This is a genomic window from Acidisoma sp. (assembly GCF_965199065.1).
Classification (GTDB): domain Bacteria; phylum Pseudomonadota; class Alphaproteobacteria; order Acetobacterales; family Acetobacteraceae; genus Acidisoma.
In genome coordinates this window covers 101,485-125,126 of record NZ_CBDAQN010000003.1, presented here as the reverse complement: position 1 = coordinate 125,126, position 23,642 = coordinate 101,485, and the positions used below count along the sequence as shown (strand labels likewise).

The 23,642-nt window shown below is 65.9% G+C and carries 21 protein-coding genes; 9 read left to right on the top strand and 12 right to left on the bottom strand.

The features are described from left to right. Nucleotides 1–4: 4 nt before the first annotated feature. The 4 genes from ACOEQ1_RS08795 to ACOEQ1_RS08780 form a co-directional block, all read right to left on the bottom strand. The gene (locus ACOEQ1_RS08795; RefSeq protein ID WP_419758877.1) at nucleotides 5–235 is read right to left on the bottom strand and encodes a hypothetical protein; all 231 of its coding nucleotides are present in this window, start codon (nucleotides 233–235) and stop codon (nucleotides 5–7) included. A gap of 37 nt (nucleotides 236–272) precedes the next feature. Further along, nucleotides 273–1,475 (bottom strand): pyridoxal phosphate-dependent aminotransferase, encoded by a 1,203-nt coding sequence (locus ACOEQ1_RS08790; RefSeq protein WP_419758876.1) that lies wholly within the window; start codon nucleotides 1,473–1,475, stop codon nucleotides 273–275. A 132-nt stretch (nucleotides 1,476–1,607) separates the two neighbouring features. Next, the gene (locus tag ACOEQ1_RS08785) at nucleotides 1,608–2,780 is read right to left on the bottom strand and encodes an acetyl-CoA C-acetyltransferase (RefSeq protein WP_419758875.1); all 1,173 of its coding nucleotides are present in this window, start codon (nucleotides 2,778–2,780) and stop codon (nucleotides 1,608–1,610) included. Nucleotides 2,781–2,864: 84 nt separating this feature from the next. Beyond that, nucleotides 2,865–4,127, bottom strand: coding sequence for an alpha/beta fold hydrolase (locus ACOEQ1_RS08780; RefSeq protein ID WP_419758874.1), 1,263 nt, complete (start codon nucleotides 4,125–4,127; stop codon nucleotides 2,865–2,867). 468 nt (nucleotides 4,128–4,595) lie between these two features. Here ACOEQ1_RS08780 and phaR point away from each other — a divergent pair, with 468 nt between their 5' ends. Both phaR and ACOEQ1_RS08770 read left to right on the top strand, forming a co-directional pair. After that, nucleotides 4,596–5,309 (top strand): polyhydroxyalkanoate synthesis repressor PhaR, encoded by a 714-nt coding sequence (phaR, locus tag ACOEQ1_RS08775; RefSeq protein WP_419760666.1) that lies wholly within the window; start codon nucleotides 4,596–4,598, stop codon nucleotides 5,307–5,309. Further along, nucleotides 5,306–6,007: an SDR family oxidoreductase gene (locus tag ACOEQ1_RS08770; RefSeq protein WP_419758873.1), complete on the top strand. Its 702-nt coding sequence runs from the start codon at nucleotides 5,306–5,308 to the stop codon at nucleotides 6,005–6,007. Before phaR ends, ACOEQ1_RS08770 begins: the two co-directional genes overlap by 4 nt. A gap of 20 nt (nucleotides 6,008–6,027) precedes the next feature. On the opposite strand, the gene ACOEQ1_RS08765 is transcribed toward ACOEQ1_RS08770, so the two are convergent. Further along, nucleotides 6,028–6,624 carry a TlpA disulfide reductase family protein gene (locus ACOEQ1_RS08765; RefSeq protein WP_419758872.1) on the bottom strand — a complete coding sequence of 199 codons (597 nt, stop codon included), beginning with the start codon at nucleotides 6,622–6,624 and terminating at the stop codon, nucleotides 6,028–6,030. Between the two features lie 67 nt (nucleotides 6,625–6,691). Here ACOEQ1_RS08765 and argH point away from each other — a divergent pair, with 67 nt between their 5' ends. From argH to ACOEQ1_RS08740, 5 genes are read left to right on the top strand one after another with little or no spacing between them, the layout of a single operon-like run. Next, on the top strand, nucleotides 6,692–8,131 hold the full coding sequence (gene argH, locus ACOEQ1_RS08760; RefSeq protein WP_419758871.1) for an argininosuccinate lyase: 1,440 nt from the start codon (nucleotides 6,692–6,694) through the stop codon (nucleotides 8,129–8,131). Beyond that, nucleotides 8,128–8,268, top strand: coding sequence for a hypothetical protein (locus tag ACOEQ1_RS08755; protein ID WP_419758870.1), 141 nt, complete (start codon nucleotides 8,128–8,130; stop codon nucleotides 8,266–8,268). The genes argH and ACOEQ1_RS08755 overlap by 4 nt, the downstream gene beginning before the upstream one ends. A gap of 3 nt (nucleotides 8,269–8,271) precedes the next feature. Beyond that, nucleotides 8,272–9,630 (top strand): diaminopimelate decarboxylase, encoded by a 1,359-nt coding sequence (lysA, locus tag ACOEQ1_RS08750; protein WP_419758869.1) that lies wholly within the window; start codon nucleotides 8,272–8,274, stop codon nucleotides 9,628–9,630. Then, nucleotides 9,597–12,077, top strand: a complete 2,481-nt coding sequence (locus tag ACOEQ1_RS08745; RefSeq protein ID WP_419758868.1) for a DUF4175 domain-containing protein — start codon at nucleotides 9,597–9,599, stop codon at nucleotides 12,075–12,077. The genes lysA and ACOEQ1_RS08745 overlap by 34 nt, the downstream gene beginning before the upstream one ends. Before the next feature lie 38 nt (nucleotides 12,078–12,115). Further along, on the top strand, nucleotides 12,116–13,729 hold the full coding sequence (locus ACOEQ1_RS08740; RefSeq protein ID WP_419758867.1) for an NAD(P)/FAD-dependent oxidoreductase: 1,614 nt from the start codon (nucleotides 12,116–12,118) through the stop codon (nucleotides 13,727–13,729). 143 nt (nucleotides 13,730–13,872) lie between these two features. Here the strand turns inward: ACOEQ1_RS08740 and ACOEQ1_RS08735 are convergent, their stop codons facing one another. Both ACOEQ1_RS08735 and ACOEQ1_RS08730 read right to left on the bottom strand, forming a co-directional pair. Continuing rightward, nucleotides 13,873–14,355, bottom strand: coding sequence for a hypothetical protein (locus tag ACOEQ1_RS08735; RefSeq protein WP_419758866.1), 483 nt, complete (start codon nucleotides 14,353–14,355; stop codon nucleotides 13,873–13,875). A 220-nt stretch (nucleotides 14,356–14,575) separates the two neighbouring features. Then, nucleotides 14,576–15,355 carry a class II aldolase/adducin family protein gene (locus ACOEQ1_RS08730; protein WP_419758865.1) on the bottom strand — a complete coding sequence of 260 codons (780 nt, stop codon included), beginning with the start codon at nucleotides 15,353–15,355 and terminating at the stop codon, nucleotides 14,576–14,578. Nucleotides 15,356–15,661: 306 nt separating this feature from the next. Here ACOEQ1_RS08730 and ACOEQ1_RS08725 point away from each other — a divergent pair, with 306 nt between their 5' ends. Further along, nucleotides 15,662–16,822, top strand: a complete 1,161-nt coding sequence (locus ACOEQ1_RS08725) for a YihY/virulence factor BrkB family protein (protein WP_419758864.1) — start codon at nucleotides 15,662–15,664, stop codon at nucleotides 16,820–16,822. A gap of 6 nt (nucleotides 16,823–16,828) precedes the next feature. Here the strand turns inward: ACOEQ1_RS08725 and ACOEQ1_RS08720 are convergent, their stop codons facing one another. From ACOEQ1_RS08720 to ACOEQ1_RS08705, 4 genes are all read right to left on the bottom strand, one after another. After that, nucleotides 16,829–18,520: a calcineurin-like phosphoesterase C-terminal domain-containing protein gene (locus ACOEQ1_RS08720; RefSeq protein WP_419758863.1), complete on the bottom strand. Its 1,692-nt coding sequence runs from the start codon at nucleotides 18,518–18,520 to the stop codon at nucleotides 16,829–16,831. Between the two features lie 81 nt (nucleotides 18,521–18,601). Beyond that, nucleotides 18,602–19,582 carry a prolyl aminopeptidase gene (pip, locus tag ACOEQ1_RS08715; RefSeq protein ID WP_419758862.1) on the bottom strand — a complete coding sequence of 327 codons (981 nt, stop codon included), beginning with the start codon at nucleotides 19,580–19,582 and terminating at the stop codon, nucleotides 18,602–18,604. A 19-nt stretch (nucleotides 19,583–19,601) separates the two neighbouring features. Next, nucleotides 19,602–20,792: a DegT/DnrJ/EryC1/StrS family aminotransferase gene (locus tag ACOEQ1_RS08710; RefSeq protein WP_419758861.1), complete on the bottom strand. Its 1,191-nt coding sequence runs from the start codon at nucleotides 20,790–20,792 to the stop codon at nucleotides 19,602–19,604. Between the two features lie 190 nt (nucleotides 20,793–20,982). Next, the gene (locus tag ACOEQ1_RS08705) at nucleotides 20,983–21,468 is read right to left on the bottom strand and encodes a DUF2938 domain-containing protein (RefSeq protein WP_419758860.1); all 486 of its coding nucleotides are present in this window, start codon (nucleotides 21,466–21,468) and stop codon (nucleotides 20,983–20,985) included. Between the two features lie 545 nt (nucleotides 21,469–22,013). On the opposite strand from ACOEQ1_RS08705, the gene ACOEQ1_RS08700 reads away from it, so the two are divergent. Continuing rightward, nucleotides 22,014–23,102, top strand: coding sequence for an acyltransferase family protein (locus tag ACOEQ1_RS08700; RefSeq protein WP_419758859.1), 1,089 nt, complete (start codon nucleotides 22,014–22,016; stop codon nucleotides 23,100–23,102). Nucleotides 23,103–23,259: 157 nt separating this feature from the next. On the opposite strand, the gene ACOEQ1_RS08695 is transcribed toward ACOEQ1_RS08700, so the two are convergent. Next, nucleotides 23,260–23,457, bottom strand: coding sequence for a hypothetical protein (locus ACOEQ1_RS08695; RefSeq protein WP_419758858.1), 198 nt, complete (start codon nucleotides 23,455–23,457; stop codon nucleotides 23,260–23,262). Between the last annotated feature and the right edge of the window lie 185 nt (nucleotides 23,458–23,642).

The following is a 23,642-nucleotide window of genomic DNA, read 5'->3' as shown; positions in this document are numbered from 1 at the left end:
AACTCTAGAACCTGTGAGAGGACTGCAGCCAACCCGCAATCACGATGAGTGCCGAAACGATGAGAGCGCAACCGCTCGCGGCCCAGAAACCGATGGAGGCGCCCGTCGGGCCCAGACCGGAGAGGCCGGTCGCGAGGCGGTCGGCCCAGTAGATCAAGGCCGTGACCACAGGCCAGGCGACGACGCCGACCACGACATAGGCCGTGGTGACCTGGCCGCGCGGCTTAGCCGGCATTGCATCGATCCGAGGCCGCGGTTTCCGGACGGGAGATCTACTTCAGCCCGTCGCAAAAATGCTTGATGCGCTCGCAGGCCTTGCGAAGGGATTCGGTGTCGGTCGCATAGCTCACGCGGAAATGGCCGGGATACATGAAGGCCGAGCCATGCACCGCCGCCACGCCTTCCTCATCCAGCAGCGCGGTGACGAAGCTTTCGTCATCGGTGATGGCGATGCCGCTCCGGCTGGTCTTGCCGATGCAACCGTGGATGGCGGGGAACACGTAGAACGCACCCTCCGGCTTGTGGCAGTTGATGCCCGGCGCCGTGTTGAGCATGGAGACCACGAGATCCCGGCGCTCCCGGTAGACCGCGGTCATCTCGCGGAGGAACTCCTGCGGCCCGTTGAGCGCCTCGACCGCCGCCGCCTGGCTGATGCTGCTCGTGTTCGATGTCGATTGGCTCTGCAGCTTGTCCATGGCCTTGATCAAGCTGGCGGGACCGCCGCAGAACCCTATGCGCCAGCCGGTCATCGCATAGGCCTTGCTGCAACCGTTCACCGTCAGAGTGCGGGCCTTGAGCCCCGGTTCCACCTGGGCGATCGTTGTAAACTCAAAATCATCGTAAACGAGCTTCTCGTAGATGTCGTCGGTCATCACCCAGACATGGGGATGGCGCAGCAACACCTCGGCCAGCGCGCGGAGTTCTGCGGCCGTGTAGGCCGCGCCCGATGGGTTGCTCGGGCTGTTCAGCATGAGCCACTTGGTCTTCGGCGTAATCGCGGCTTCCAGATCCTCGGGCCGCAGCTTGAAGCCGCTGTTCTGGCTGCAGGGCACGATGACAGGCGCGCCGTCGGCCAGCGCCACGATGTCGGGGTAGCTCACCCAGCACGGTGAGGGGATGATGACCTCGTCGCCCGCGTTCAGCGTCGCCACCATGGCGTTGAAGATGACCTGCTTGCCGCCGGTGGAGATCATCACCTCGGAAGGGGTGTAGTCGAGATTGCTGTCGCGCTTGAATTTCGCCGCGACGGCCTGCCGCAGCGCCAGGGTTCCGGCGACGTCGGTGTATTTCGTCTCGCCCGCCTCGATCGCACGAATGGCGGCGGCCTTTATGTTCACGGGCGTATCGAAATCCGGCTCGCCGGCCGAAAGGCTGATGATGTCCCGGCCCGCCGCCTTCAAGGCACGGGCCTTGGAGGAGATGGCGATGGTCTGGCTCGGACTCACGCGGTCCAGTCGTTCGGCGGTCAGGCTCACGGTTCGATGCACCTTTGTCATAAAAAGTGCTGAACCCTAGTCTTGGCGGGGCGCGCCCCGCAATCGCGAGACGCGCAGATCAGGGCACCCACGGGAGTAACCTCCCGCGGGCATCCGCAGCCGCCTGCCGGCTTACCGTTCGAGGCACATGGCCACGCCCATGCCGCCGCCGATGCAGAGGGTGGCCAGGCCTTTCTTCGCGTCGCGCTTCTGCATCTCGTAGAGCAACGTCGTCAGCACCCGTGCGCCCGAGGCGCCGATGGGATGGCCGATGGCGATCGCTCCGCCGTTGACGTTCACCTTCGCCAGGTCCCAGCCCATCTGCTTGTTCACCGCACAGGCCTGCGCGGCGAAGGCCTCGTTCGCCTCGACGAGGTCGAGCTCGCTCGCGCGCCAGCCGGCACGTTCCAGCGCTTTGGTGGAGGAGGGGATCGGTCCGGTGCCCATCACCTTGGGGTCGACGCCCGCGGTCGCGAAGGCGGCGATGCGAGCCAGCGGCTTGAGACCGCGCTTCGAGGCTTCGGTCGCGGACATGACCACGAGAGCGGCGGCGCCGTCATTCAAGCCGGAGGCGTTGCCGGCGGTCACCGTGCCTTCCTTGCTGAAGGCGGGCCGCAGCTTGGCCATCCCCTCAACGGTGGAGTCGTGCCGGATATATTCGTCGTCGCTCACCACCACGTCGCCTTTGCGCCCTTTGACGGTGACCGGCGCGATCTCGTCCTTGAAGCGGCCGGACTTCTGCGCGGCGGACGCCTTCTGCTGGGAGGAGGCGGCGAATTCGTCCTGTTGCTGGCGGGTGATCTGGAAGGCGGTCGCCACGTTCTCAGCGGTCGTGCCCATGTGATAGCCGTTGAAGGCATCCCACAGACCGTCCTTGATCATGGTGTCGACAAGGCCGAGGTCGCCCATCTTGGTGCCCGCCCGGAGATAGGCGCAGTGGGTCGAGAGGCTCATGCTTTCCTGGCCGCCGGCGAGCACGATATGGCTCTGGCCGGTCTGGATCTGCTGGGCGGCGAGCGCCACGGCGCGCAGCCCCGAGCCGCAGACCTGGTTGATGCCGAAGGCCGTGCGTTCCTCGGGGATGCCGGCGAGGATGGCCGCCTGACGAGCCGGATTTTGGCCCTGACCCGCGGTCAGAACCTGGCCGAGGATGACCTCGTCGATCTCCTCGGCTGAGACGCCGGCGCGTTCGAGTGCGGCTTTTATAGCGACCACACCGAGCTGATGGGCAGGAACGGTGGCGAAGGCGCCGTTGAAGCTGCCGACGGGCGTCCGTGCGGCGGAGACGATGACGATGTCATCCATGGCGATGCTCCCCTTTTTTCATTGCAGGTTGAGTTACCTTAGGACGAGCCGCCTGCATCGGCCATAGAGCGCGAAGCGAGGCAGTCAGCCATCGAGGCTGTGGCACCAATCCCGCAGAGGGCGCCAAAGTTCGGCCTCGGCGCGACGTCCGGCAGCCATGCCCACATGCCCTGCCGCCGGGCGATGGATGGTCGCGCGGGGGATAAGTTCTGCGAGTGCGCTCGCCGATTCCGGCGGCACGATGCGGTCCCGGTTGGGGATCGCGATGAAGGCCGGCTGGACGAGCCGGGTCGGGTCGACCGGTGCGCCTGCAATGGCCCAACGCCCCTCAGCCGTGGCGTTCTCCCCATACCATTCGCCGAGGCAGGCTCGCGCCACCGGCGCGGCCAAGGGAATGCCGTCGTTCAGCCAATCCTCTATGGCGACGACGAGCCGGGCGGCCGCTCCGGACTGATCCAGCCGCCCGAAGTTGCGGTATTTCACTGGCGTCTGGAATGGATCGAGACAGGCGAAAAGCATCTGCAGGAGGTCGGTGGCAAGCGCGCCGCTGGCGCTCATGACCGGTTCCAGAGCCGGCAGAAGGCCTGCAAGCCCGCGTGCCCGGTCGGCGTCCGGCGTGTGAAAATCCCAGGGCGTGGCAAGGAGGGCGAGTCCGCGCACGAGGTCAGGGCGGCGCAGGGCTGCCGCGAGCGTCAGCAACCCTCCCATGCAGTAGCCAACGAGGATGACCGGGCGTCCCACGGCGTTGAGCGCACGTTCGAGGCGGCCGGCAATGTAGTCGGTCAGGGTGAAGCGGCGTTCCAAGGGGCCAGGATAGCCCCAATCCAGCAGCAGGGGCTGCAGACCCTCCGCGGCCAGGTAGCGCATCAGCGATTTGCCCGGCATCAGGTCGAGAATATACGCGCGGTTGATGAGGCTGGGCACGACCATCACCAGTGGCCCGTCGCCGTTGGTAGAGTAGTCAAGCAAGCGGCTGCCGCCTTCCTCCCAAACACTTGGCGGATCCTCCACCAGGCGCTGGTAGGGGTGGCGGCGATAGGCGGCGATGCCTGCCAGGAAGCCGCGGTCCTGGGCCCAGGCCTCGGTCAGCAGCGCGCGGGCGAAGCGGCTCTCAGCTCCTGGGCCGGACCGCGCGACGTGCTCGGCGATTTTCGCCAGCGGTTCCGCGGCGCCGGTCCTGCTCGGCCAGGCTGCGCTCCAGCTCGGCCACGCGCTGCTCAAGACGGCGGATCTCATCATCGCGAGCGACAGGTGCAGCAGCACCGGGCGCGGGCCCCGGCGGAGCATTGGTCCCGGGCTGGACGGTCCCGGGCTGGATGGGCTCGGCTTGGGCTGGGCGGCGCTCATCCGAAGGCGCCGCGGATTTTGGACGTTTCGTACGGGCCGGACCGCCCGGAAAACCAAAGCCCGCCCCGAAACCTGGCGCAAATCCAGACGTCGGCGGCATGCCGCGCATCATCGCCTGCGCGGCCCCGGCCCAGAGTGCTATCATCGCGCCCCAAGCCTGCTGCGTCTCGGGATCGCCCAGATAAGCCGTGATCTCGCTTTGCCATATGGCGATCCAATCCTCGGCCAAGGCCCGGAAATCATCCTCGGGCCAAGGCATGCCATCGGGCTTGTCGTCTGTCTCGGGCCGCGCGGAGCCCGTCCGCGGCGGTTCGTCACCGTCATCCATGCCGTATTCTTACTCCAGCGCCGCTAACAAGTCGTGCCCAGGCGCATTCTCTTAATCTATGATTGTAATCAGAAAGTGGAGCTCTCGCCGCGCCTGCCGCTCCATGCTACCGTTCGGATACAAGATTTTGGGGTCAAATGATGTCGCAAGCTGAGATGCCTGCCGGCGCCGCTGATGCTTCCGCCAAGCCTCCTGTGGTTGTTAAAAAGTATGCGAATCGGCGTCTCTACAACACTGAGAGCTCGAGCTACATCACTCTCGACAACCTGGCCCTGATGGTGCGTGAAGGGCGTGACTTCATCGTTTATGACGCAAAATCGGGCGAGGACATCACGCGGAGCGTCCTCACCCAGATCATTGTCGAGGAAGAAAGCAAGGGTAGCGCACTGCTGCCGACGACGTTCCTGCGGCACCTGATCGGCTTCTACGGCGACAGCATGCAAAACGTTGTGCCGCGCTACCTTGAGCAATCGATGGCGAATTTCACCACCCAGCAGCAGCAGGTGCGCCAGGCGATGCAGCAGACGGTGGGAAATCTGTTTCCGTTCGACATCGAGCAGATGGGCCGCCAGAACATGGCGATGATTGAGCGGGCAATGACCTTGTTCAGCCCGTTTTACCGTGGCACCGAAGGTTCGACCGAAGCGACCGAGCCTGCGGCGGCCACCACGGCCACGGCCAGCACGGCATCAGCCGCCGCCATTCAGCCCGACCTTGCCTATGAAGTGGCCGTGCTGCGCGGCGAACTAGCCCGCTTGCAGAAGGAGTTGCGCGACACGCGCGCGCAGGTCCGCGAGCCGGCGGTCGAGGTCAAGGCGAAGCGCACCCTGGACGGCAAGACGGCAGCCGATTGAACGAGGTCGCTCTCGTCACGGGCGGCGCCCGCGGCATCGGCGCGGGTATTGCCGCCAGGCTGGAGCTCGGTGGCTGGCGCGTTATCGTCGCCGACCGCGACGATCCGTTGGAACCCCCCGACGGCGGCCGGTTCGTGTGTTGCGATGTCTCCGATGAGGACGCGGTCGGCACACTCGTCGAAGGTTTGAACGCGGAGGAAGGGCGGCTCGACGCCCTCATCTGCAATGCCGGCTTCATGATCCGCAAGCCGATCGGCAAGCTCGCCCTTGCCGAATGGAACTCGGTCATCGGCACGAATCTCACCAGCACCTTCCTGCTCGCTCGCGCCGCCGAGACGCTGCTCCGGGCATCTCATGGCGCGATCGTCACCATCGCCTCGACCCGCGCCCACCAGTCGGAGCCGAACACCGAGAGCTACGCAGCCTCCAAGGGCGGCCTGCTGGCGCTTACCCATGCGCTTGCCGTCAGCCTCGGACCTGACGTTCGCGCGAATTGCGTGAGCCCTGGCTGGATCGAGACGCGCGGAATCGAACTCAGCGCCGAGGATCACGAACAACATCCGGCCGGGCGTGTCGGCCACGTCGGCGACGTGGCGAGCCTCGTCGCATGGCTCGTCGGGCGCGAGAGCGGCTTCGTCACCGGCTCCGAATTCATCGTCGACGGCGGCATGACCCGGAAAATGATCTACGCCGAGTAAGGCCGCGAACCCCCTTCCGTTCAGATTTTCACCGCCGGGATCTTCGACAGGTTAGGGCCGCACAAAGCCTTGACCTTGGCCACGGCCGCCGGAGTGCTCCAGTCCGCGCCGCCGATCAGTCGCGCCCGGGGATGGCCGGACCGATCGAAGATCACGGTCACCGGAATGCCCGGAACCTGCCAGGCCTGGGTGACGGCACCACCCGGATCGAGCAGAACCGGCAGGTGATCGATGTCATGGCCGTCATAGAAGGCACGAACGCTGGCGGCCCCGCCCGCATCCGATGAAACCGGCAGAACGACGATGTCGTCCGCCGATACCGCGGCGGCGAGCGTGTCGAGCGTCGGCATCTCGGCCACGCAGGGTCCACACCATGTCGCCCAGAGGTTGAGTACGACGCCGCGCCCGCGGTAATCAGCCAGCGTGCGCGGCTGATTATCCGCCGTGAAGAACTGGAACGCGGGTAGAGTGGCGCCGGGCGGCATCTCCTCCAGGTCGTCGACGCTGCCCATCTCCTGCGCGAGGGCGCGGCGCGGCGCCAAGTTGCCGCCAATCGTGCCTGCGGCTACCGTGGCCGCCGTCACCAGAACGCGGCGGCGCGAAACCTTCAAGCTCATTGGGATACGCTCCTTGAACGACAGCAGTCAGCCGCTTCCGGCGCCGAGGCCTAGCACCGGCACGCTAATGGCGTCTCGCAACGGCGAGCCTACCACTAAGACAAGCCCCGTCACCGCCAATGCGCAATGGGGCGGACGATTCGCCGCCGGTCCGGCTCAGATCATGAGCGATATCAATGCTTCGATCGGGTTCGATAAAAGGATGTGGCAGCAGGACATCGAGGGTTCGCTTGCCCATGCCGCGATGCTGGGTGAAACCGGCGTCATCTCCGCGGAAGACCAGCGCGCCATCGCCGAGGGCCTGGGCGCCATCGGCCGCGAAATTGCCGAGGGCCGGTTTACGTTCGAGACCGCCCTCGAGGACATCCACATGAATATCGAGGCGCGGCTGACCGAGCGCATCGGCGATGCAGGCCGGCGCCTTCATACCGGACGCAGCCGCAACGATCAGGTCGCCTGCGACTTCAAGCTCTGGGTGCGGGATGCGATCGACGGGCTGTCGGCGCAAATGACCGGCGCGATGCTTGCCCTCGTGGAACGAGCGGCGGAGCATGCGGCCGACCCGATGCCGGGGTTCACCCATCTACAGACGGCGCAGCCCGTGACCTTCGGGCACCACTTGATGGCCTATGTCGAGATGCTGGCGCGGGACCGCAGCCGCCTGGCCGACTGCCGACGGCGGCTGAACGAATGCCCGCTCGGCGCGGCGGCGCTCGCCGGCACGTCTTTTCCCATCGACCGGCACCACACGGCGGTGGCGCTCGGTTTCGACCGGCCGACGGCCAACTCGCTGGACTCCGTGTCCGATCGGGATTTCGCGCTCGAGTTCCTGGCCGCCGCCGCCATCTGCGCCACGCACCTGTCGCGCCTCGCCGAGGAGATCGTGATCTGGTGCAGCGCGCCGTTTCGCTTCATCCGGCTGTCGGACGCCTTCACGACCGGCAGCTCGATCATGCCCCAGAAGCGCAACCCGGATGCGGCCGAACTGGTGCGCGCCAAGACCGGACGGATCGCCGGCTCGCTCGTCGCCCTGCTGACGGTGATGAAGGGCCTGCCGCTCGCCTACGGCAAAGACATGCAGGAGGACAAGGAGCCGGTGTTCGAGGCGGCGGACACGCTCGCCCTCTGCCTCGCCGCCACCGAGGGTATGGTCCGCGATCTGATGCCCGAGCTCGGGCGGATGGCGGTGGCGGCAGGTCAGGGCTTTGCAACCGCGACCGACCTCGCCGACTGGCTCGTGCGGACGCTCAAGCTGCCGTTCCGCCAGGCGCATCATGTCACCGGCAGGCTGGTGGCCCTGGCCGAGGCGCGGGAGGTCGATCTCGCCTCGCTCGACCTCGGCGCCATGCAGTCGATCGAACCGGGCATAACGGCGGACGTCTACGGGGTGCTGACGGTGACGGCCTCCGTCGCGTCACGGACGAGCTTCGGCGGCACCGCACCCGCCAATGTGGCGAAGGAAGCGGCACGCTGGCGGGCGCTGCTGGATGCGGAGCAGGCGGCATGATCCGGCTTCTGTTGCTGGCGGCCGTTCTGGCTCCCGCCGTGTTGAGCTTGGCCGCCTGCGGGAAGGTCGGCCCCAATTCGATGCCGGGGCCGCCCGACAAGGAAATCCTCTACCGGCTCCCGTATCCGGCCCAATAGCTCATGGCCGATCACGAGGGCCTTTTTCCGGGTGCTGAACCCGATATAGCGGCGCTGATCGCGGACCGCCCGAACTTAACCATGGATCCGGCGGACGGGCTGATGCTGGAGGGCGTGGCGCTCGCCACCATTGCCCGCGACCTCGGCACGCCCTGCTGGGTCTATGGCGCCGGCACCATCCGCGCACGACTGGCCGCGCTGGGCGATGCACTCCGCGGCGCGAAGCTGGACCACGCCCACATCCACTACGCCGTGAAGGCGAACGACCATCTTGCCATCCTCGCCATCATGGCGGCGGAGGGCGTGGGCGCCGATGTCGTCAGCGCCGGGGAGTTCCAGCGCGCGCTGAAGGCCGGCATCCCGGCGTCGCGCATCGTCTTCTCGGGCGTCGGCAAGACTGTGGCAGACCTGCGCCTCGCCGTCTCGGAAGGGATCGCGCAGATCAATGTGGAGAGCCGCGAGGAACTGGCCATGCTTTCGGCGGTCGCCGAGGCGGCCGGGCGGGTTGTCGACATCGTCATCCGGGTGAACCCCGACGTGGATGCGGAGACGCACGCCAAGATCACGACGGGCCGCGCCGAGAACAAGTTCGGCATCGCCTGGGATGAGGCGGAGGCGGTCTATGGCTACGCGGCGACCCTGCCCGGGCTGCGCGCGCTCGGCCTCGCCGTCCACATCGGCAGTCAGATCCTCTCGATGGCGCCGTTCCGCGCGGCGTTCGGCAGGGTGGGTGAGCTGGTGGAGCGGCTACGCGCTTCCGGGCACATGGTTACCCGCGTCGATTGCGGCGGCGGCATCGGCATTCCCTACGGCGCCGAGGCCGCACCATCGCTTGGCGATTTCGCCGCGGCGCTGGCCGAGACGTTGGGCGGCCTCGGGCTCGATCTCATGCTGGAGCCCGGACGCTGGCTGGTGGCGCCGGCGGGGGTGCTGCTCGCTTCCGTCGTCCTCGCAAAGCAGACGGGAACGCGGCGCTTCATCGTGCTGGATGCGGCCATGAACGACCTCGTGCGGCCGGCGATGTACGATGCGTGGCACGGGATCGTCCCGGTCTCCGCCATGGATTCCGCGGGACCCGTTACGGCGGCCGACGTCGTCGGGCCGGTTTGCGAAACCGGTGACACCTTCGCGAGGGACCGCATGCTGCCTCTGCTTGGCCCCGAAGCTGTTGTGGCGATCTTGGATGCCGGGGCCTACGGTGCGGTGATGAGTTCAACCTACAACGCCCGGCCTTTGGCGGCGGCGGCCCTGGTGGATGGCGACCGCTACGCGGTGATCAGCCCCCGGCAGGATATCGCGGCGCTGTGGTCGCGGGAGACGGTGCCGGAATGGCTTTCGGACGCGGCAGCCCCAAGCTACTGAAAAAGTCCGGCGGGCCAATGCGCGGCCGGCTGCCACGCCGGCTCGCTCGCTGGCGGCGCGCAGCAATGGCGCTGCTCATCTTCGAGGCTATCTGGCCAATCCTATGGCCTCCGGCCGGCATCCTCGGCGCCTATGTTTGCGTGGCGCTGCTGGGACTGCCGCAGCGCCTCGGCCGGCCGCTGAACACAGTTGTGCTGGTGGGCGATATTGCGTTGGCCATCATCTGGCTGAGCGTCGCGGTCTGGCGCGTCCGCTGGCCGAATGATGCCGCGGCCAGGCATCGGTTGCAGACCGCTTCCGGTCTGGCCCATGATCCGATCGCCGCGCTGGAGGATACACCCGCGCAGACAGATGCGGCCTCCCTTGCAGTCTGGCAGGTCCATCGGCAGCGGAGCCTTACCGCCGCCAAGCGGTTGCGGCTGCGTCTGCCCTGGCCCTGGCTGACCCGGCGCGATCGCATCATGTTTCGGGGCGGGCTGATCGCGGCCCTGATCGTCTGCGCCTGGGTCGCCGGCCCCGCTGCGCGTGCGCGGCTCGGCTCCGCCCTGACCTTCGATTTCGCGTTGCTCCTGGGGGGCGCGGGAACGCCACCCTCGGTGACCGCCTGGGTGACGCCGCCCGATTATACGGGCCGAGCCCCGTTGCTGCTCCCAGGACATGACGCGGAGCTCAGCGTGCCGGCCGGTTCGCGCCTGACGGTGACGGTTTCCGGTGTGCATCGCAGGCCCAAGCTCGCCGGGGCTGATGCCGCCTTCCACAGCCTGGACGCGGATAGCTTCCAGCTGAATAGCGTGCTGACCCGTAGCGGTGTGCTCATCTTGCGCGGAGGCGGCGAGAGGCTGGCCCGCTGGAGCCTGACTGTGTCGGCCAATCGGCCGCCGACCATCGCCTTTGCCGGGGAACCCAGGCCGGACCAGGGCAGCGCCAGCCTGCGGCTCGCATGGCATGCGACGGACAACTACGCCGTCGTCGCCGCGCAGATGCGGGCGCAACTCGTGGGCCATCCTGCGGACCCGGCCTTGACCCTGCCGCTCACCCTGCCGGACGGCCCGGCGCCTGCCATCGATGCCGTTCAGGTCGCGGATCTGACCGCCAACCCTTGGGCGGGCCTGCCCGTCACCATGCGGCTCGGCGACCGCGACGCCGGCGGCCTACAGGGCCTATCGCCAGAGATTAGTTTGACGCTGCCGGAGCGGCGCTTCTCCGACCCGCAGGCGAGGGCGGTGATCGCAATCCGCAAGGCGCTGGTGCTCAGCTCCCGGCCGCAGGATCCGGCCGCGCGGGCGGCCGCGGCGCAGGCCATTTTTGAGACCGGAGCCGCGGCAGTGGCGGCGGCCAAACCGTCCGACGCTACGTTGCCGTTGATGGCGACAGGCTGGCGACTGGTGGACGATCCTGCGCCTTCGGCCGTGAGTGACGCCATTGATCAGCTTTGGCAGGTAGCGCTGCACTTCGAACAAGGCGATGCCGCCGACACCGCGCAGGCCTTGGACAAGGCGAATGCGGCGCTGAAGGACGCGCTGTGGTCGCCATCGACGACGCCGGCCGCTCTGGCTCGCCTCATGCAGGCCGTTCAGGCCGCCGTTCTGCAACATCTCTCCACGCTGATGCAGATGGCGCAGCGGCAGGGCGGCGCCATCGGTGCGCCAGCAGGCACTCGGTCGCTCGACCTGTCCCAGCTCGCGCGCGAGATGCGGGCCATGGAGGCGGCGGCCCACGCCGGCGATGTGCAGGCGATGCGGCAGGAACTGGCGGCGCTCGAGCGAAGCCTCCAGGCGCTGGAGCAGGCAAGGGTCGTGAAGCCCGATCCGGCTCAAACGGCGGCGCGCGCTCAGGCGATGAAGGACCTCGCGGCTCTGCAGTCGATGATGCGCAGCCAGGCACAGCTCCTGGATCATTCGGCTCATCGCGCTGGTGCCGATGCGCCCGATCCGGCTGGCGATGCCCGCGACGCGCAGGCTCAGGCGCAGCTGCGTCAGGCGCTCTCGGCTCTGTCTTCACGGTTGGGCTCGTCGATCGATGGCGCCGGGCGGGCGATGGGGCAGGCGGTGCAGCAGTTGCAGGCGAACCAGGATGGCGGGGCGAGCGCGGCGCAGCAGAGGGCGATCGCGGGCCTGCAGCAGGCAGCCAACGCGCTCGGGCAGCGCCTTTCTCAGCAGAATGGGCAGGGTTCCATGCAGATCGGCGGCATGCAACCTGGTGACCAGATGGGCGGGCAGCCGGGCGGGCAGGACGGATTTTCGCAAGGCGACGGGGAAACGGATCCGCTTGGGCGGCCGCTGACCTCCGGGCAGGGAACAAGCCTCGGCGCCGATGTCGCGATCCCGAACGGCACCGGCCAGGCCCGGCTGCGCGCCATCCTTCAGGAACTACGCGACAAGGCGGGCGACCGCAGCCTGACGCCCAGCGAACTCGACTATATCGAGCGTCTGCTGCAGCCATTCTGAGGGGTCAGAGTCCCAGCCGATTCTGCTAAGCGGACGCGATGCTTCGCCTGACGGAAATCAAGCTGCCCCTGGACCACGACGCAGCGGCCCTGCTCGCCGCCATTCGCGATCGGCTTGGCGTGGGCGCGGACGATCTCATCACCCATGAGGTGGTTCGCCGCGGCTACGACGCGCGCCGCCGCTCGGCGATCTCCCTCATCTATACGGTGGACGTGAGCGTCGCCGATGAAGCGGCTGTACTCGCACGCCTCGGCGGCAACCGCCATGTCGGGATAGCTCCCGATATGAGCTATCGCCTCGTGACGCATGCGCCCCCCGGTCTTCAGCTGCGGCCGGTCGTGATCGGAGCGGGACCCTGCGGTCTTATGGCGGCGCTGACGCTCGCCCAGATGGGGTTCCGGCCGATCATCCTCGACCGCGGCCGCGTCGTGCGCGAGCGGACCAAGGACACCTGGGCGCTGTGGCGGCGCGGTGTCCTTACGCCCGAGTCGAACGTGCAGTTCGGCGAGGGCGGCGCTGGGACCTTCTCGGACGGCAAGCTTTGGAGCGGCATCAAGGACCCGCTGCATCTCGGCAGGCGCGTGCTGACGGAGTTCGTCGCCGCCGGCGCGCCCGAGGAGATCCTCTATGTCAGCAAGCCGCATATCGGCACGTTCCGGCTGGTGACCGTGGTGGAGAGCCTGCGCGCGCAGATTGAGGCGCTGGGCGGAGAGTATCGCTTCGGCAGCCGCGTCGCCGACCTCGACATCGAGGAGACCGGAACCGGCGCGCGGCGCGTCACGGGGGTGATGTTGGCCGACGGCGAACGCATTGCCGCCGACCGGGTTGTGCTGGCCGTCGGGCACAGCGCGCGCGACAGCTTCGCGATGCTGGCGGAGCGGAATGTCGCGATGGCGCCAAAGCCGTTCTCGATCGGTTTCCGTATCGAGCATCCGCAGTCGCTGATCGACCGCTGCCGTTTCGGCGATGCGGCGGGCCACCCGCTGCTGGGCGCGGCCGACTACAAGCTGGTGCATCATGCCGGAAACGGCCGCTCGGTCTATAGCTTCTGCATGTGCCCGGGCGGGACGGTGGTGGCGGCGGCCTCCGAGCCCGGCCATGTCGTGACCAATGGCATGAGCCAGTATTCACGGGCCGAGCGCAATGCGAATGCCGGCATCGTCGTGGGCATCACCCCGGACGATTACCCCGGCGGTCCGCTGGCAGGAATCGATTTTCAGCGCCATTGGGAGCGGCAGGCGTTTCTGGCCGGCGGGAGCACCTATGCCGCGCCCGCCCAGCGCCTGGGGGACTTCATGGCGGGGCGTCCTTCGACTGCGCTCGGCACGGTTGTGCCTTCCTACAAGCCCGGCGTGACGCCGACCGACCTCTCCACCTGCCTGCCGGATTACGCGGTAGCGGCCATTCGCGAGGCGATCCCCGCCTTCGACCGCCAGATCCGCGGCTTCGCCCTGGAGGATGCCGTGCTGACCGGGGTGGAAACCCGCACCTCCTCGCCGTTGCGAATCGGCCGCGGGGCCGGCTTGCAAAGCCTGAACACGATGGGGTTGTTTCCGGCCGGTGAGGGCGCGGGGTATGCCGGCGGCATCCTCTCCGCCGGCGTTGACGGCATCCGCGTCGCCGAGGCGCTCGCGCTGAGCATTACCGGCTGATTACCCCGGCTGCGTGATCAATCGCCAAAGCCAGACCAGCAACCGCCACCAGACCCAGAGCGGGGACCGCTTGTCTTGATCATTCCTTGCTGCCGCGGCGGCTACTCCCAATCAAGTTTGTGTCGTCATCCTCGGCGGCCGCGTCACCGGCGCGAACGTTTTGGTGCCGTAGCGGATTTTACAGCGGTCTCCGAGCGGGCTGCCGCGATCATCAGCAGCGTTGCGAAAGCGGAAGCGGCCTCAGCAGTCGGTGCGCGCGCTTCGAAATATCCGTTGGTGTTGAAGTGCGAACGCGCATCGGAGACGCTGCCCGACCGGATGGCGCCGGCGACATCCTGATAAGCATCCTCGTACCAGCGAACGTCGATATCGAATGAGCGAGGCCGCCTGTTCTCGAAATAGCCGAACCGCACGAAGTGGGTGACAGCGTCGGGTACGACCCCGTCGGCAATGGCGGTCGCCACATCCGGGTAGGTGGCGAGGTACCAGTCCGGATCGAAGGCAGGCCCTTCGAACGCCGCCCGCAAGATGGCGTAGAAGGATTCCAGCGGCAATGTTATCCGGCTGTCGGAACGCTCAACGCTTCCGGCATCCGCCAAGATGCGAAGCGGTGGTACATATTGCATACAGCCTCTTCCAACTCGAGAAACGTGAAGTGTCGTCAGACTTCTAGAACCGCTCGAACAAATGTTCCACAGAAGTTGGGGCGGCGCACGTCTTTTCTGGAAGTCTCAGTTGACCTCAAACGCGGGCCGCCGCGACTTGCCAATGCTTTGCGAAGCATTGGCCACTGGTCGTTTTACTAGCCGGGTCGCTTGGGAAGAGGGTTTCCCGGCCTGCGCGCGTCTAGAGGCGATAGTCCGGCTGCTCCCGATCCATCTTGCGGCGAAGGGCTTGCCAGACGAGCCACCCATGGTCCGGGCCGTGAGTGAACTGCGCCATGGTCCGCCGCTGCACGGCCTCCGAAGGGATGGAGAGCGGAGCCCCGGTCGACTGCGCAGACACCTGAATGCGGCAGGCCTGCTCCAGGTAATACATCCAGTAGAAGGCCTCGGCGACAGTAGCGCCGACCGTCAGCAACCCATGCGTCCGCAAGATCATGCAATGGCGGGATGGGCCAAGATCGCGCACCAGCCGGTCCCGCTCGCTGAGGTTGTCGTCATCGGCGACGCCCTCATAGTCGTGGAGCGCCACCTGATCGAGGAACTCCATGCTGATCTGATTGAGCGGCAGCAGGCCACCCTGCTGAGCCGCGACGGTCATCCCGGCGAGAGTGTGGGTATGCATGACGCAGTGTGCATCCGGCCTGCCCATATGAAGTGCGGAATGAATGACGAAGCCGGCGGGGTTGACTGGCCAACGCGTCTCCTGCGCGGGTTCGCCGTTGGCATCGACCTCGACCAGCGAACTCGCCGTAATTTCCTCGAACAGCAGGCCGTAGGGATTGACGAGAAAGCGGTTGCCAGGACCCGGGAGCCGTGCAGAGAGATGGGTATAGACAGTGTCGGTCATGCCGAAATGAGCGATGAGCCGGTAGGCGGCGGCGAGATCCTCACGGACCGACTGCGCCGTCTCCTCATGATGAGGTCCGGGCGGCGTCGGGAGTTCGAAAATCGGACTATCCATGAAGCGGGTCTCCTTCGCGTGGCGGTGCAGCTTGGGGGCGTTGCGCCGCAAAAACGTGACGCTACCCCTAGCATTCCGCAGATACAGGCCGAAATCGCCAATAACGCGCAATCTAGAGCACAATTTAGGATCCGGAAACATGGCGACCAAAGCAAAGCTCTTTATCGCCGGTGCCGCCACGGCTGGAGGGCATGATCGCGCGGCCGTGGGCAGTGCCTCAGACGCCGGAAGCCAAGCCGACCCGCGGGTTGGCTCCGGCAACAGCCGTACATCAGCGCCTTAACGCAGACGGCGAGAGCATCCTTCATGACCGGTATCGCGCAGCGGGCCACACGTGCATCGGCGGCAGCCGGGGCGACGATCCTGATTGGAATGGCGCTTTCAGGGTTGAACAGGTCCCAGGGGACGAGCCCGGACCAGCAACCGAACGTCGGCCCGGTCAAGCGCGGCCCACTGGCAGGCAACGGTCCCGGCGTGGGCACTGGAACCGGACCACAGGGCGCCCGGGACGACCACGACGTCGTAGCGCCCGATGCACCTGGCCGCGGCGCCGACAAGCCGAGCGACATTCCGCCGAAGGGCTGGTGGCAGATACTGAAGCGCACGGGCAATGCCGTCATGCAGGACGGTTTGCTGGCGCAGGCGGCTGCCATGACGTTCTACTCGCTGCTGGCCCTGTTTCCGGCGTTGGCCATGCTGGTCTCGTTGTATGGGCTCATCGCCGACCCACGCACGCTCTCCGACACCATCTCTGGCATCAAGGGCGTCGTGCCCGGTGGCGGCATGGACATCATCACCGGGCAGCTGAAATCCCTCGCCTCCAGCCCGCACAAGGCGCTCGGCCTCGGGCTGGCGATCGGGCTCGCAACCTCGCTCTGGAGTGCGACCTCCGGCATCAAGGCGTTGTTCAGCGCCCTCAACGTCGCCTATAACGAAAACGAGACGCGCAGCTTCATCAGGCTGACCGTCATCGCGATGATCTTCACGATCGGAAGCATCCTGTTCCTCATGGTCGCGATCGGCGGTGTCGTGGCGTTGCCGGCCATCCTCAGCTTCGTCGGCATTGGCTCCGGAGCGAAACTGGTGCTGGACCTGGTGCGCTGGCCGGTGCTGCTCGTGGGCCTCGGCGTCTTCCTCAGCCTCGTCTACCGCTATGGTCCCTGCCGGGCCAAGGCGCGCTGGCGTTGGGTGACATGGGGCAGCGCGGCAGCCACCATCGGCTGGCTGATCGTCTCCGTCGCCTTCTCCTACTACACGGCCCATTTCGGCAGCTACAACAAGACGTACGGAACCTTGGGGGCGGCGGTCGGCTTCATGACCTGGCTCTGGCTGTCGGCGACGGTCGTGCTCGTCGGCGCCGAACTCGATGCCGAGATGGAACACCAAACGGCCAAGGATACGACGGAAGGCCCCGAGAAGCCGATGGGTTCCCGTGGCGCCGACGCGGCGGACCGGGTCGCAGCGTAGGTCGCCTTAGGCTGTGACTTCCAGAACCAGCATGCTCTCATGTTGCCGGCCATATTCGTCGGTGCCCTGCACGCGGATACCGTAGGTGCCGGGAGCAAGGTCGGCCGGCAGCGCGGCCTGCCAGACGTGGCTCGATTTGCCCGGAAACACCCAGGGCTTCGTCACCGCGCGGTTGCGAGCGTAAACGTCCTGCACGAACGGGTCGAGCCGTTCGACGCGCTGCATCGGCACCCAGGTCGTCCCCGCGCCAATGAGGAAGCCGACCGAGGATTTGGGTCCGCCATCGTAGAAGTTCACAAGGAGGCGCGTGGATCCCGCCGCCGCGGCGCTGATGGGGCCGCCGAGAAGCTGTCCAGGCATATACTCCTTCAGCACCTCCGGATCGGTATCGTGGACGCCGGTATCGAGCACGATCCGCATCTGCGACTGCTTGGGATCATGCGCCGGGTAGAGCCGCGTCGTGTAGGCAGCGCCGTCGATCGACAGAACATGGAACCCGTTCGGCGCACCGTCCGAGGCGAGCGCCACCGGGATGCCGCGGACATCGAAGGGTCCGCTCCACCAACTGCCCGATACCGCCGATAGCACGTGGTGATGATGCGGCAACACCGATGCCGGAGCGTTTGCGGCCGTCAGATAATGGTGCTCGTTGGTGTGGGTGTGGCCGCTGAAGCTGACGGTGGCGGAGCGCCCGGCGATCACGCCGAGGAACTCCTGCCAGTCAACCGATGCGTTGTTCGGCGTGTTCCCGGCGAGGGTGCGCAGCGGGATATGCATGCACAACACGACAAGCTGGTCCGGCGGCACCTTCGCCAGCACGTTGCGGATGAAACCCAGCTGATCCGGGCCGAAATGCCCCTGGTACTTGTGGTTGCCGAGGTACTCGACGTTATCGAGCAGGAAGAAGGTGACGCGGCCGTACTGGAAGGCGGAGTAGCGGGCGCCATAGACGCCCTTGTAGGTCTCGCGCGAGAACCTGTTGTCGGGCGCCTCGTAGTTCATGTCGTGATTGCCACAGCAATTATACCAGGGCAGGCCCAGCGTGCCGACGATCCTGTTGCTGCGCTCGTAGGCGGATAGGTCATCGAACATGATGTCGCCGGTGGTGATGCCGAAGCTCGCACTGATGCCGACGGCCTGCGCCACAACATCGTCCCGCACGTAGCTCAGTTCGTTGAGGCTTTCGGGCTGCGGATCGGTGAACAGCACGACGTTGAAGCGCGCCGGCTCCGTCTGGCGGCGGAGCGGAAAGTCGATGCTGGCGGGCAAGGGGCCTGTCGGTGCGATACCGGGGTAACGCAACCCGAGGCTCGCCGGCGTGCCCTTCGGCTCATGGATGTAGCTGAACTTCGGCAGGTGGGTATCGGGAGCGAGCGGCGTCATCCAGCCGGTCGGCTTGATGACGAAAATGGAATCGCCCTCACGGACCGGAAGCGTCCAGTGGCCGGCGGCATCGGTGACCACGACGTCGCGCCCGTTGGAGACCATGACGTCCGGCACGCCCGCGCTACCAGACTGGCGGCGTCCGCTGCCGTCGCTGTCCTCGAACACGGTGCCATGCGCCGTCTCCGTTGCCGGCGCGGTGGGGGTCGTGCCGGCCAGGGTACTTTCGGCTTCAGCGCCGGGGCTCGCAATCGCCGCCGCCGCGATCCCTGCCAGCGCCATGCGCCGGCTAAGCTTTATTTCCAAGTCCACCATCCAGGTCTTCTCCTCGCCATCGGCAAAGCTAGCCAACTGCGAAGGGACGAAATGTGACGATCCGGTGTCGTCACGCGGCGGTCAGGGCGTCGCGAACCGGTCGAGCGCGGCCAGCAAGGCCGCCCGCGTGCCAGGCTCCAAAGCCGAATGGCCCGCATCCGGGATGACGGTCAGCCGCGCCTCCGTCCAGATGGCGGCGAGTTCGAAGGCGCTCTGCGGCGGGCACACCATATCGTAGCGGCCTTGCACGATCTCGGCCGGGATGTGTCGGATGCGGGGCATATGGGCGAGTAGCCCCTCGGGCGGCAGAAACAGGTGATGCGCGAAATAATGCGCCTCGATGCGCGCGAGCCCCAGAGCCGCCCGGTCGCGTGCGAAGGTGGAGACCGTCTCCGGGTGCGGCAGCAGCGTGCTGCAGGATCCCTCATACACCGACCAGGCGCGGGCGGCGGGGCCATGCACGCGCGGGTCCGGATCGTTCAGACGGCGGCGGTAGGCGCTGAGCACGTCGCCGCGCTCGGCCTCCGGCAGGTAGCCCAGGAACTGGTCATGGGCATCCGGGAAGACGGCCCGTACGCCTTGGAGGAACCAATCGACCTCGCTGTCGCGCCCGAGGAATATGCCGCGCAGCACGCAGGCCGTCACTCTTTCCGGGTGCGCCTGAGCGTAGCTGAGGGCGAGCGTCGAGCCCCAGGAACCACCGAACAGCAGCCAGCGCTCGATACCGAGTTGGCTGCGCAAAGCCTCGATATCGGCGACGAGATGGGCGGTGGTGTTGTCGTCCAGGCCGCCGAGCGGACGGGACCGTCCGGCGCCGCGCTGGTCGAACAGCACGACCCGCCAGAGGCGTGGGTCGAAGAACCGGCGATGGACGGAGCCCGCACCCGCGCCGGGACCGCCGTGAAGGAACAGCGCCGGCAGGCCGCGGGGGTTGCCCGCCTGTTCCCAATACATTGAATGACCCGCGCTCCTGGCGAGATAGCCGGAGCCATAAGGGGCTATTTCGGGGAAGAGTTCCCGCCGTGAGCCGCTGCTGTCTCGTGAAAAGGCGGGAGGGGCCATGTCCGTGTTCGTCCGCGCCCTAGACGAACGCAGGCTGCGCGATCGCGCCCGCCACCACGTCACAGGCATGATCAAGCTGCTCTTCGGTCAGATCCGGGTGGATGGGCAGCGCCATGATCCGCGTCGCGACATCTTCGGAGATGGGGAGGCTGCCGCCCCGATGGTGCTCCGCATAGGCCGGCTGATGATGAAGCGGCTTCGGATAGTAGATGCCGGTCGCGATACCGTGCGACTTGCAGGCGGCCTGCACGCGGTCCCGCGTCACGCCGTCCGGCAGCAGCACGGCGTAGACCGCCCAGGCGGCTGTGCTGTCACGCACGCGGACAGGCGTTTGCAGCAGATTTGCGAGCCGCCGGTCGTAATGACGCGCCACGCGTTCGCGAGCCTCGATCTCGGCGTCGAATACGGTGAGCTTGGCGAGCAAAATGGCGGCCTGCAGAGTGTCGAGCCGGCCATTGATGCCGATGCGCTGCACGTCATACCGGAGGCGGCCCTCGCCATGGGTGCGAAGGCTGCGGTAGAGCGCGGCGCGCTCGGCGGATTCCGTGAACAGCGCGCCGCCGTCGCCGTAACCGCCGAGCGGCTTCGAGGGAAAGAAGCTGATCGCGGTGCTGTCGGCCTGAGTGCCGAGCGGGCGGCCGTGCAGCGCGGCGCCGAAGGCCTGGGCGCAGTCGTCGATGGTGAACAGGCCGTGCCGCCGGGCGACCTCGGCAAGCGCAGGCCAATCCGCCGGCTGTCCGAAGAGATCGACGCCGATGATGGCGCGTGGGCGCAACTGCCCTTCGGCCCGGACTGCTGCGATGCGGGTTTCGAGATCGGCGACATCCATCTGGAAGGTGCGCGGGTCGATATCGACGAACACGGGCGTGGCGCGGAGGAGCAGCGGCACCTCAGCGGTCGCCGTATAGGTGAAGGCGGGGAGGAAGACAGCGTCACCGGGGCCGATCTCCTCGGCCATCATGGCGATGAGCAGAGCATCGGTGCCGGAGCTGACCGAGACGCAGTGGCCGGCGCCGGCGCGGCGGGCGAGCTCGGTTTCAAGTTCGGCGACCTCCGGCCCCAGCACGAACTGGCAGTGGGCGAGGACGGCGTCGATGCGCCGCCGCATCTCGGGGCCGATGCGGGCCTGCTGGGCGCTGAGGTCGAGGAATGGCACCGCCGGGCTGACGGACGGGGCAAGGGCTGGGCTTTGCTTACGGTTCAGGCTCATTGGAGCCTTGTATGGTTTTGCGACGGATTTAGGAAGTTTGGCGCGCTGTTATCCAGCCGGGACACATGAATCATAATGCTGAAGGGAGCCGGGTTTTCGAATCTTCGAGCAAAAAGAGCGCGTGTTTCACTTGATTCTATGTGCCCAGCAGCAAGAGGTGCCTTTTTTAAGAGAACGAAGAGCCCCTACGTCAGGTGCTGCGGAGGAGGACGGCAGTGGCGTAGAGCCCAATGCCGAAGAAGGTATGCGCAACCAGGCCGAGCGCCCGCACTTTTGTGGGGTTTGGGGTCTTGGATGCCGCCCACCCGATACCCAATCCGGGTTGTAGCAGGAACCACCCGGCGGCGATGGTGACGATGGCGAAAATCCAGGCCGGCAGAAACGTGGGCCGGGCAAGCCAGGCCGCTCCCATGATGAGCACCAGGATCATCCCGTAGAGAATGCCGACCAGGTAATGGCAGATCCAGCCGAGCGCCAGTTCCCTCTCGTAGGGCTCTGCGGCACCGATGCTCGGGTGAAATACCGTGCCCCGGCGCAGATGGAAGAACCAGCGGCCGACAGGCGCCCAGTTTGGCATGCTCTCCCCGGGCATGCGAGCGAGCGCGAAGGCCCAGATGTCCATCAGAATGGTGCCGCCAACACCGATGACGGCGCCGCGCCACAGCAGATCAAACATCTATATTCGTCCAAACCCAGGGTGTTAGGTAACGCACCTTCCGCTTCAGGCGCAAATGTGCGGGCGGCAAGGGTTCCCGCGTTTGCATGAACTGGCCGAGCCGGTGGTTGCTGATGACACCAGGGTGCAGGGCGCCAGACCAGCGGTGGCGCCATGATCCAGCCCCGTCTCTCCCGGCAAGGGCGCAAGCGGATTTGCTTCAGCTATCCAAGCGGATGAAATCATCCCTGCCCCTTGAACGGTTCGACCGCAAGAGTGACCGGCAGCAGGACCGAAAGGATTACATGACGTGAGCGCTGGTGGCTCAACATGTCGGGTTCTTAAGGACCAACTTGCCAATGTCGCTTGAAACTGGCCAGTGGGTCTAAGCGCTTTGTGACCAATTACGTGCGAAATGGATCGGGACGTCTAAAGATATCACGCAGTGGAACTGGCATGCCTTCTTTAGCTAGGTTTCACGCTGTTACAATTCCAATCTAGTAAGCCGCGACGGTAACAAAGCGTTGATCCAGCAAGCGTACGCTTCAGGTCATTGCTTACAAGCAATGGAGGTGGTCATTCAACGGCGAAACATTTCCCAATTCGAGGGCCTTGACGGGCTCCGGGGTATTGCCGCTCTGGGGGTTGTGTTTGCTCATGCAAACGGCCTTTTCAAATCCTATACCGATGACACATCATCGTATTTGGTCGTTGATTTCTTTTACATCCTGAGCGGTTTCGTTATCGCCTACGCATACAGCAGCCGATTAGACCAGGGCCTGTCGTGGTCCGGGTTTATGCGCCTGCGACTTAACCGTCTTTATCCGATGTTGTTCGTCGGTGTGCTCGTTGCCGGGCTGGTCTTTCTGGGGCGTCAGGTTCTGCTCCAGACCGGGATGATCACAGAGGCTGTTGTTCTGACGGTGCTGTCGCTTTCGCTGCTTCCTGTCGGGCTGTTGTATGGGCTTGCCTCCTACCCGATCGACAATCCGATCTGGTCGCTCTTCTTCGAATTCGTGGCCAACGGCGTCTATGCCTCTCCAATCCGCCGGATCGGACGCATGTCGGCATTCGTGCTTCTGGGGCTGGCGATAGTCGCTCTGACAGTCGTCGCCATGCAGTTTGGCACCCTAAGTTGCCTTGGCTATGTAGGCCCGGATTCGTTCCTGGCGGGCTTCGTCCGGGTATCCGTGCCGTTCTCGCTCGGTGTTGCCATCTGGCGGCTGAAGCTGTTCGAGAGATTCCCGTCCATACCGTTCCCCATGCTGGCGCTTGGCTTAGCAATCGTGTTCTTTTTCCATGGCTCGACACGCTGGGTCTACGATATGGCGGCCGTGCTGATCGTGTTCCCCGTCATTGTCTGTTTCGGTTCCAGGGCACATGTCGGCGCGTTTTCGCTCCGGCTCTGTCACATCTCGAGGCGAGGCTCCTACCCACTCTACATCTTGCACATGTCGGTTCTTCGAACGGTCGACATGGCTTATAAGATGTCCCACATTCGCATTGGGCCGTTCGTGCCAATGTGTTTGGCAATTTTGCTTTCGCTGGCGGTCTCCTGGGGTTTTCTCCGGCTGTATGACGAACCGTTCCGCGAGTGGATGGCAAGAAGGCGAAAAAACAGCCGGCTTCAAGCGGCGCGTGTCGGCGCCACCTGACGGGAGCCGACGGACGAAAGTGTGCCCTTCGTCCGTCCACGGCCGGCGGCAGCCTCGAGGGCCCTCTGTGTTCGTCATGTGCGAGCAGTGATCGCCCCACGGCACGATCAGACCGTTGCTTGAATATCGAACCCGCCGGGGCTGATGGGTGCGGTCGTCACCTCACACTTCTCAGGCTCCAGTGGTCAGCTTCATCTCCAAGGTAGCCGAGCGCCTCTTTCCACAGCCGATCGGCCTCATGCAGGGCGCTTAGACGGCGCCCCGGGTTGTTTAGACGATCGTCAGCGCGGTCCTCAGCCGCGACCGCAGCCGCGCCGATGGCTAAGCGCGCAGTGGTCAGCGCGAGGTCGATCATATGTTTTTGCTCCTACTACGCGACTACCGCGGCACGGCTTTATTTAGAGTTAACGATCAACAGCAACGATCGCCGCCGGCAGGCGCCGTATGTCAGGGCAACGGGGCAGTCTGACCGTCAGAGTGTTCATTGCCTCGACCAAAAGTTGTATCCGAGTTTCCGAAACCTGCTTGGGCAGGAACCAG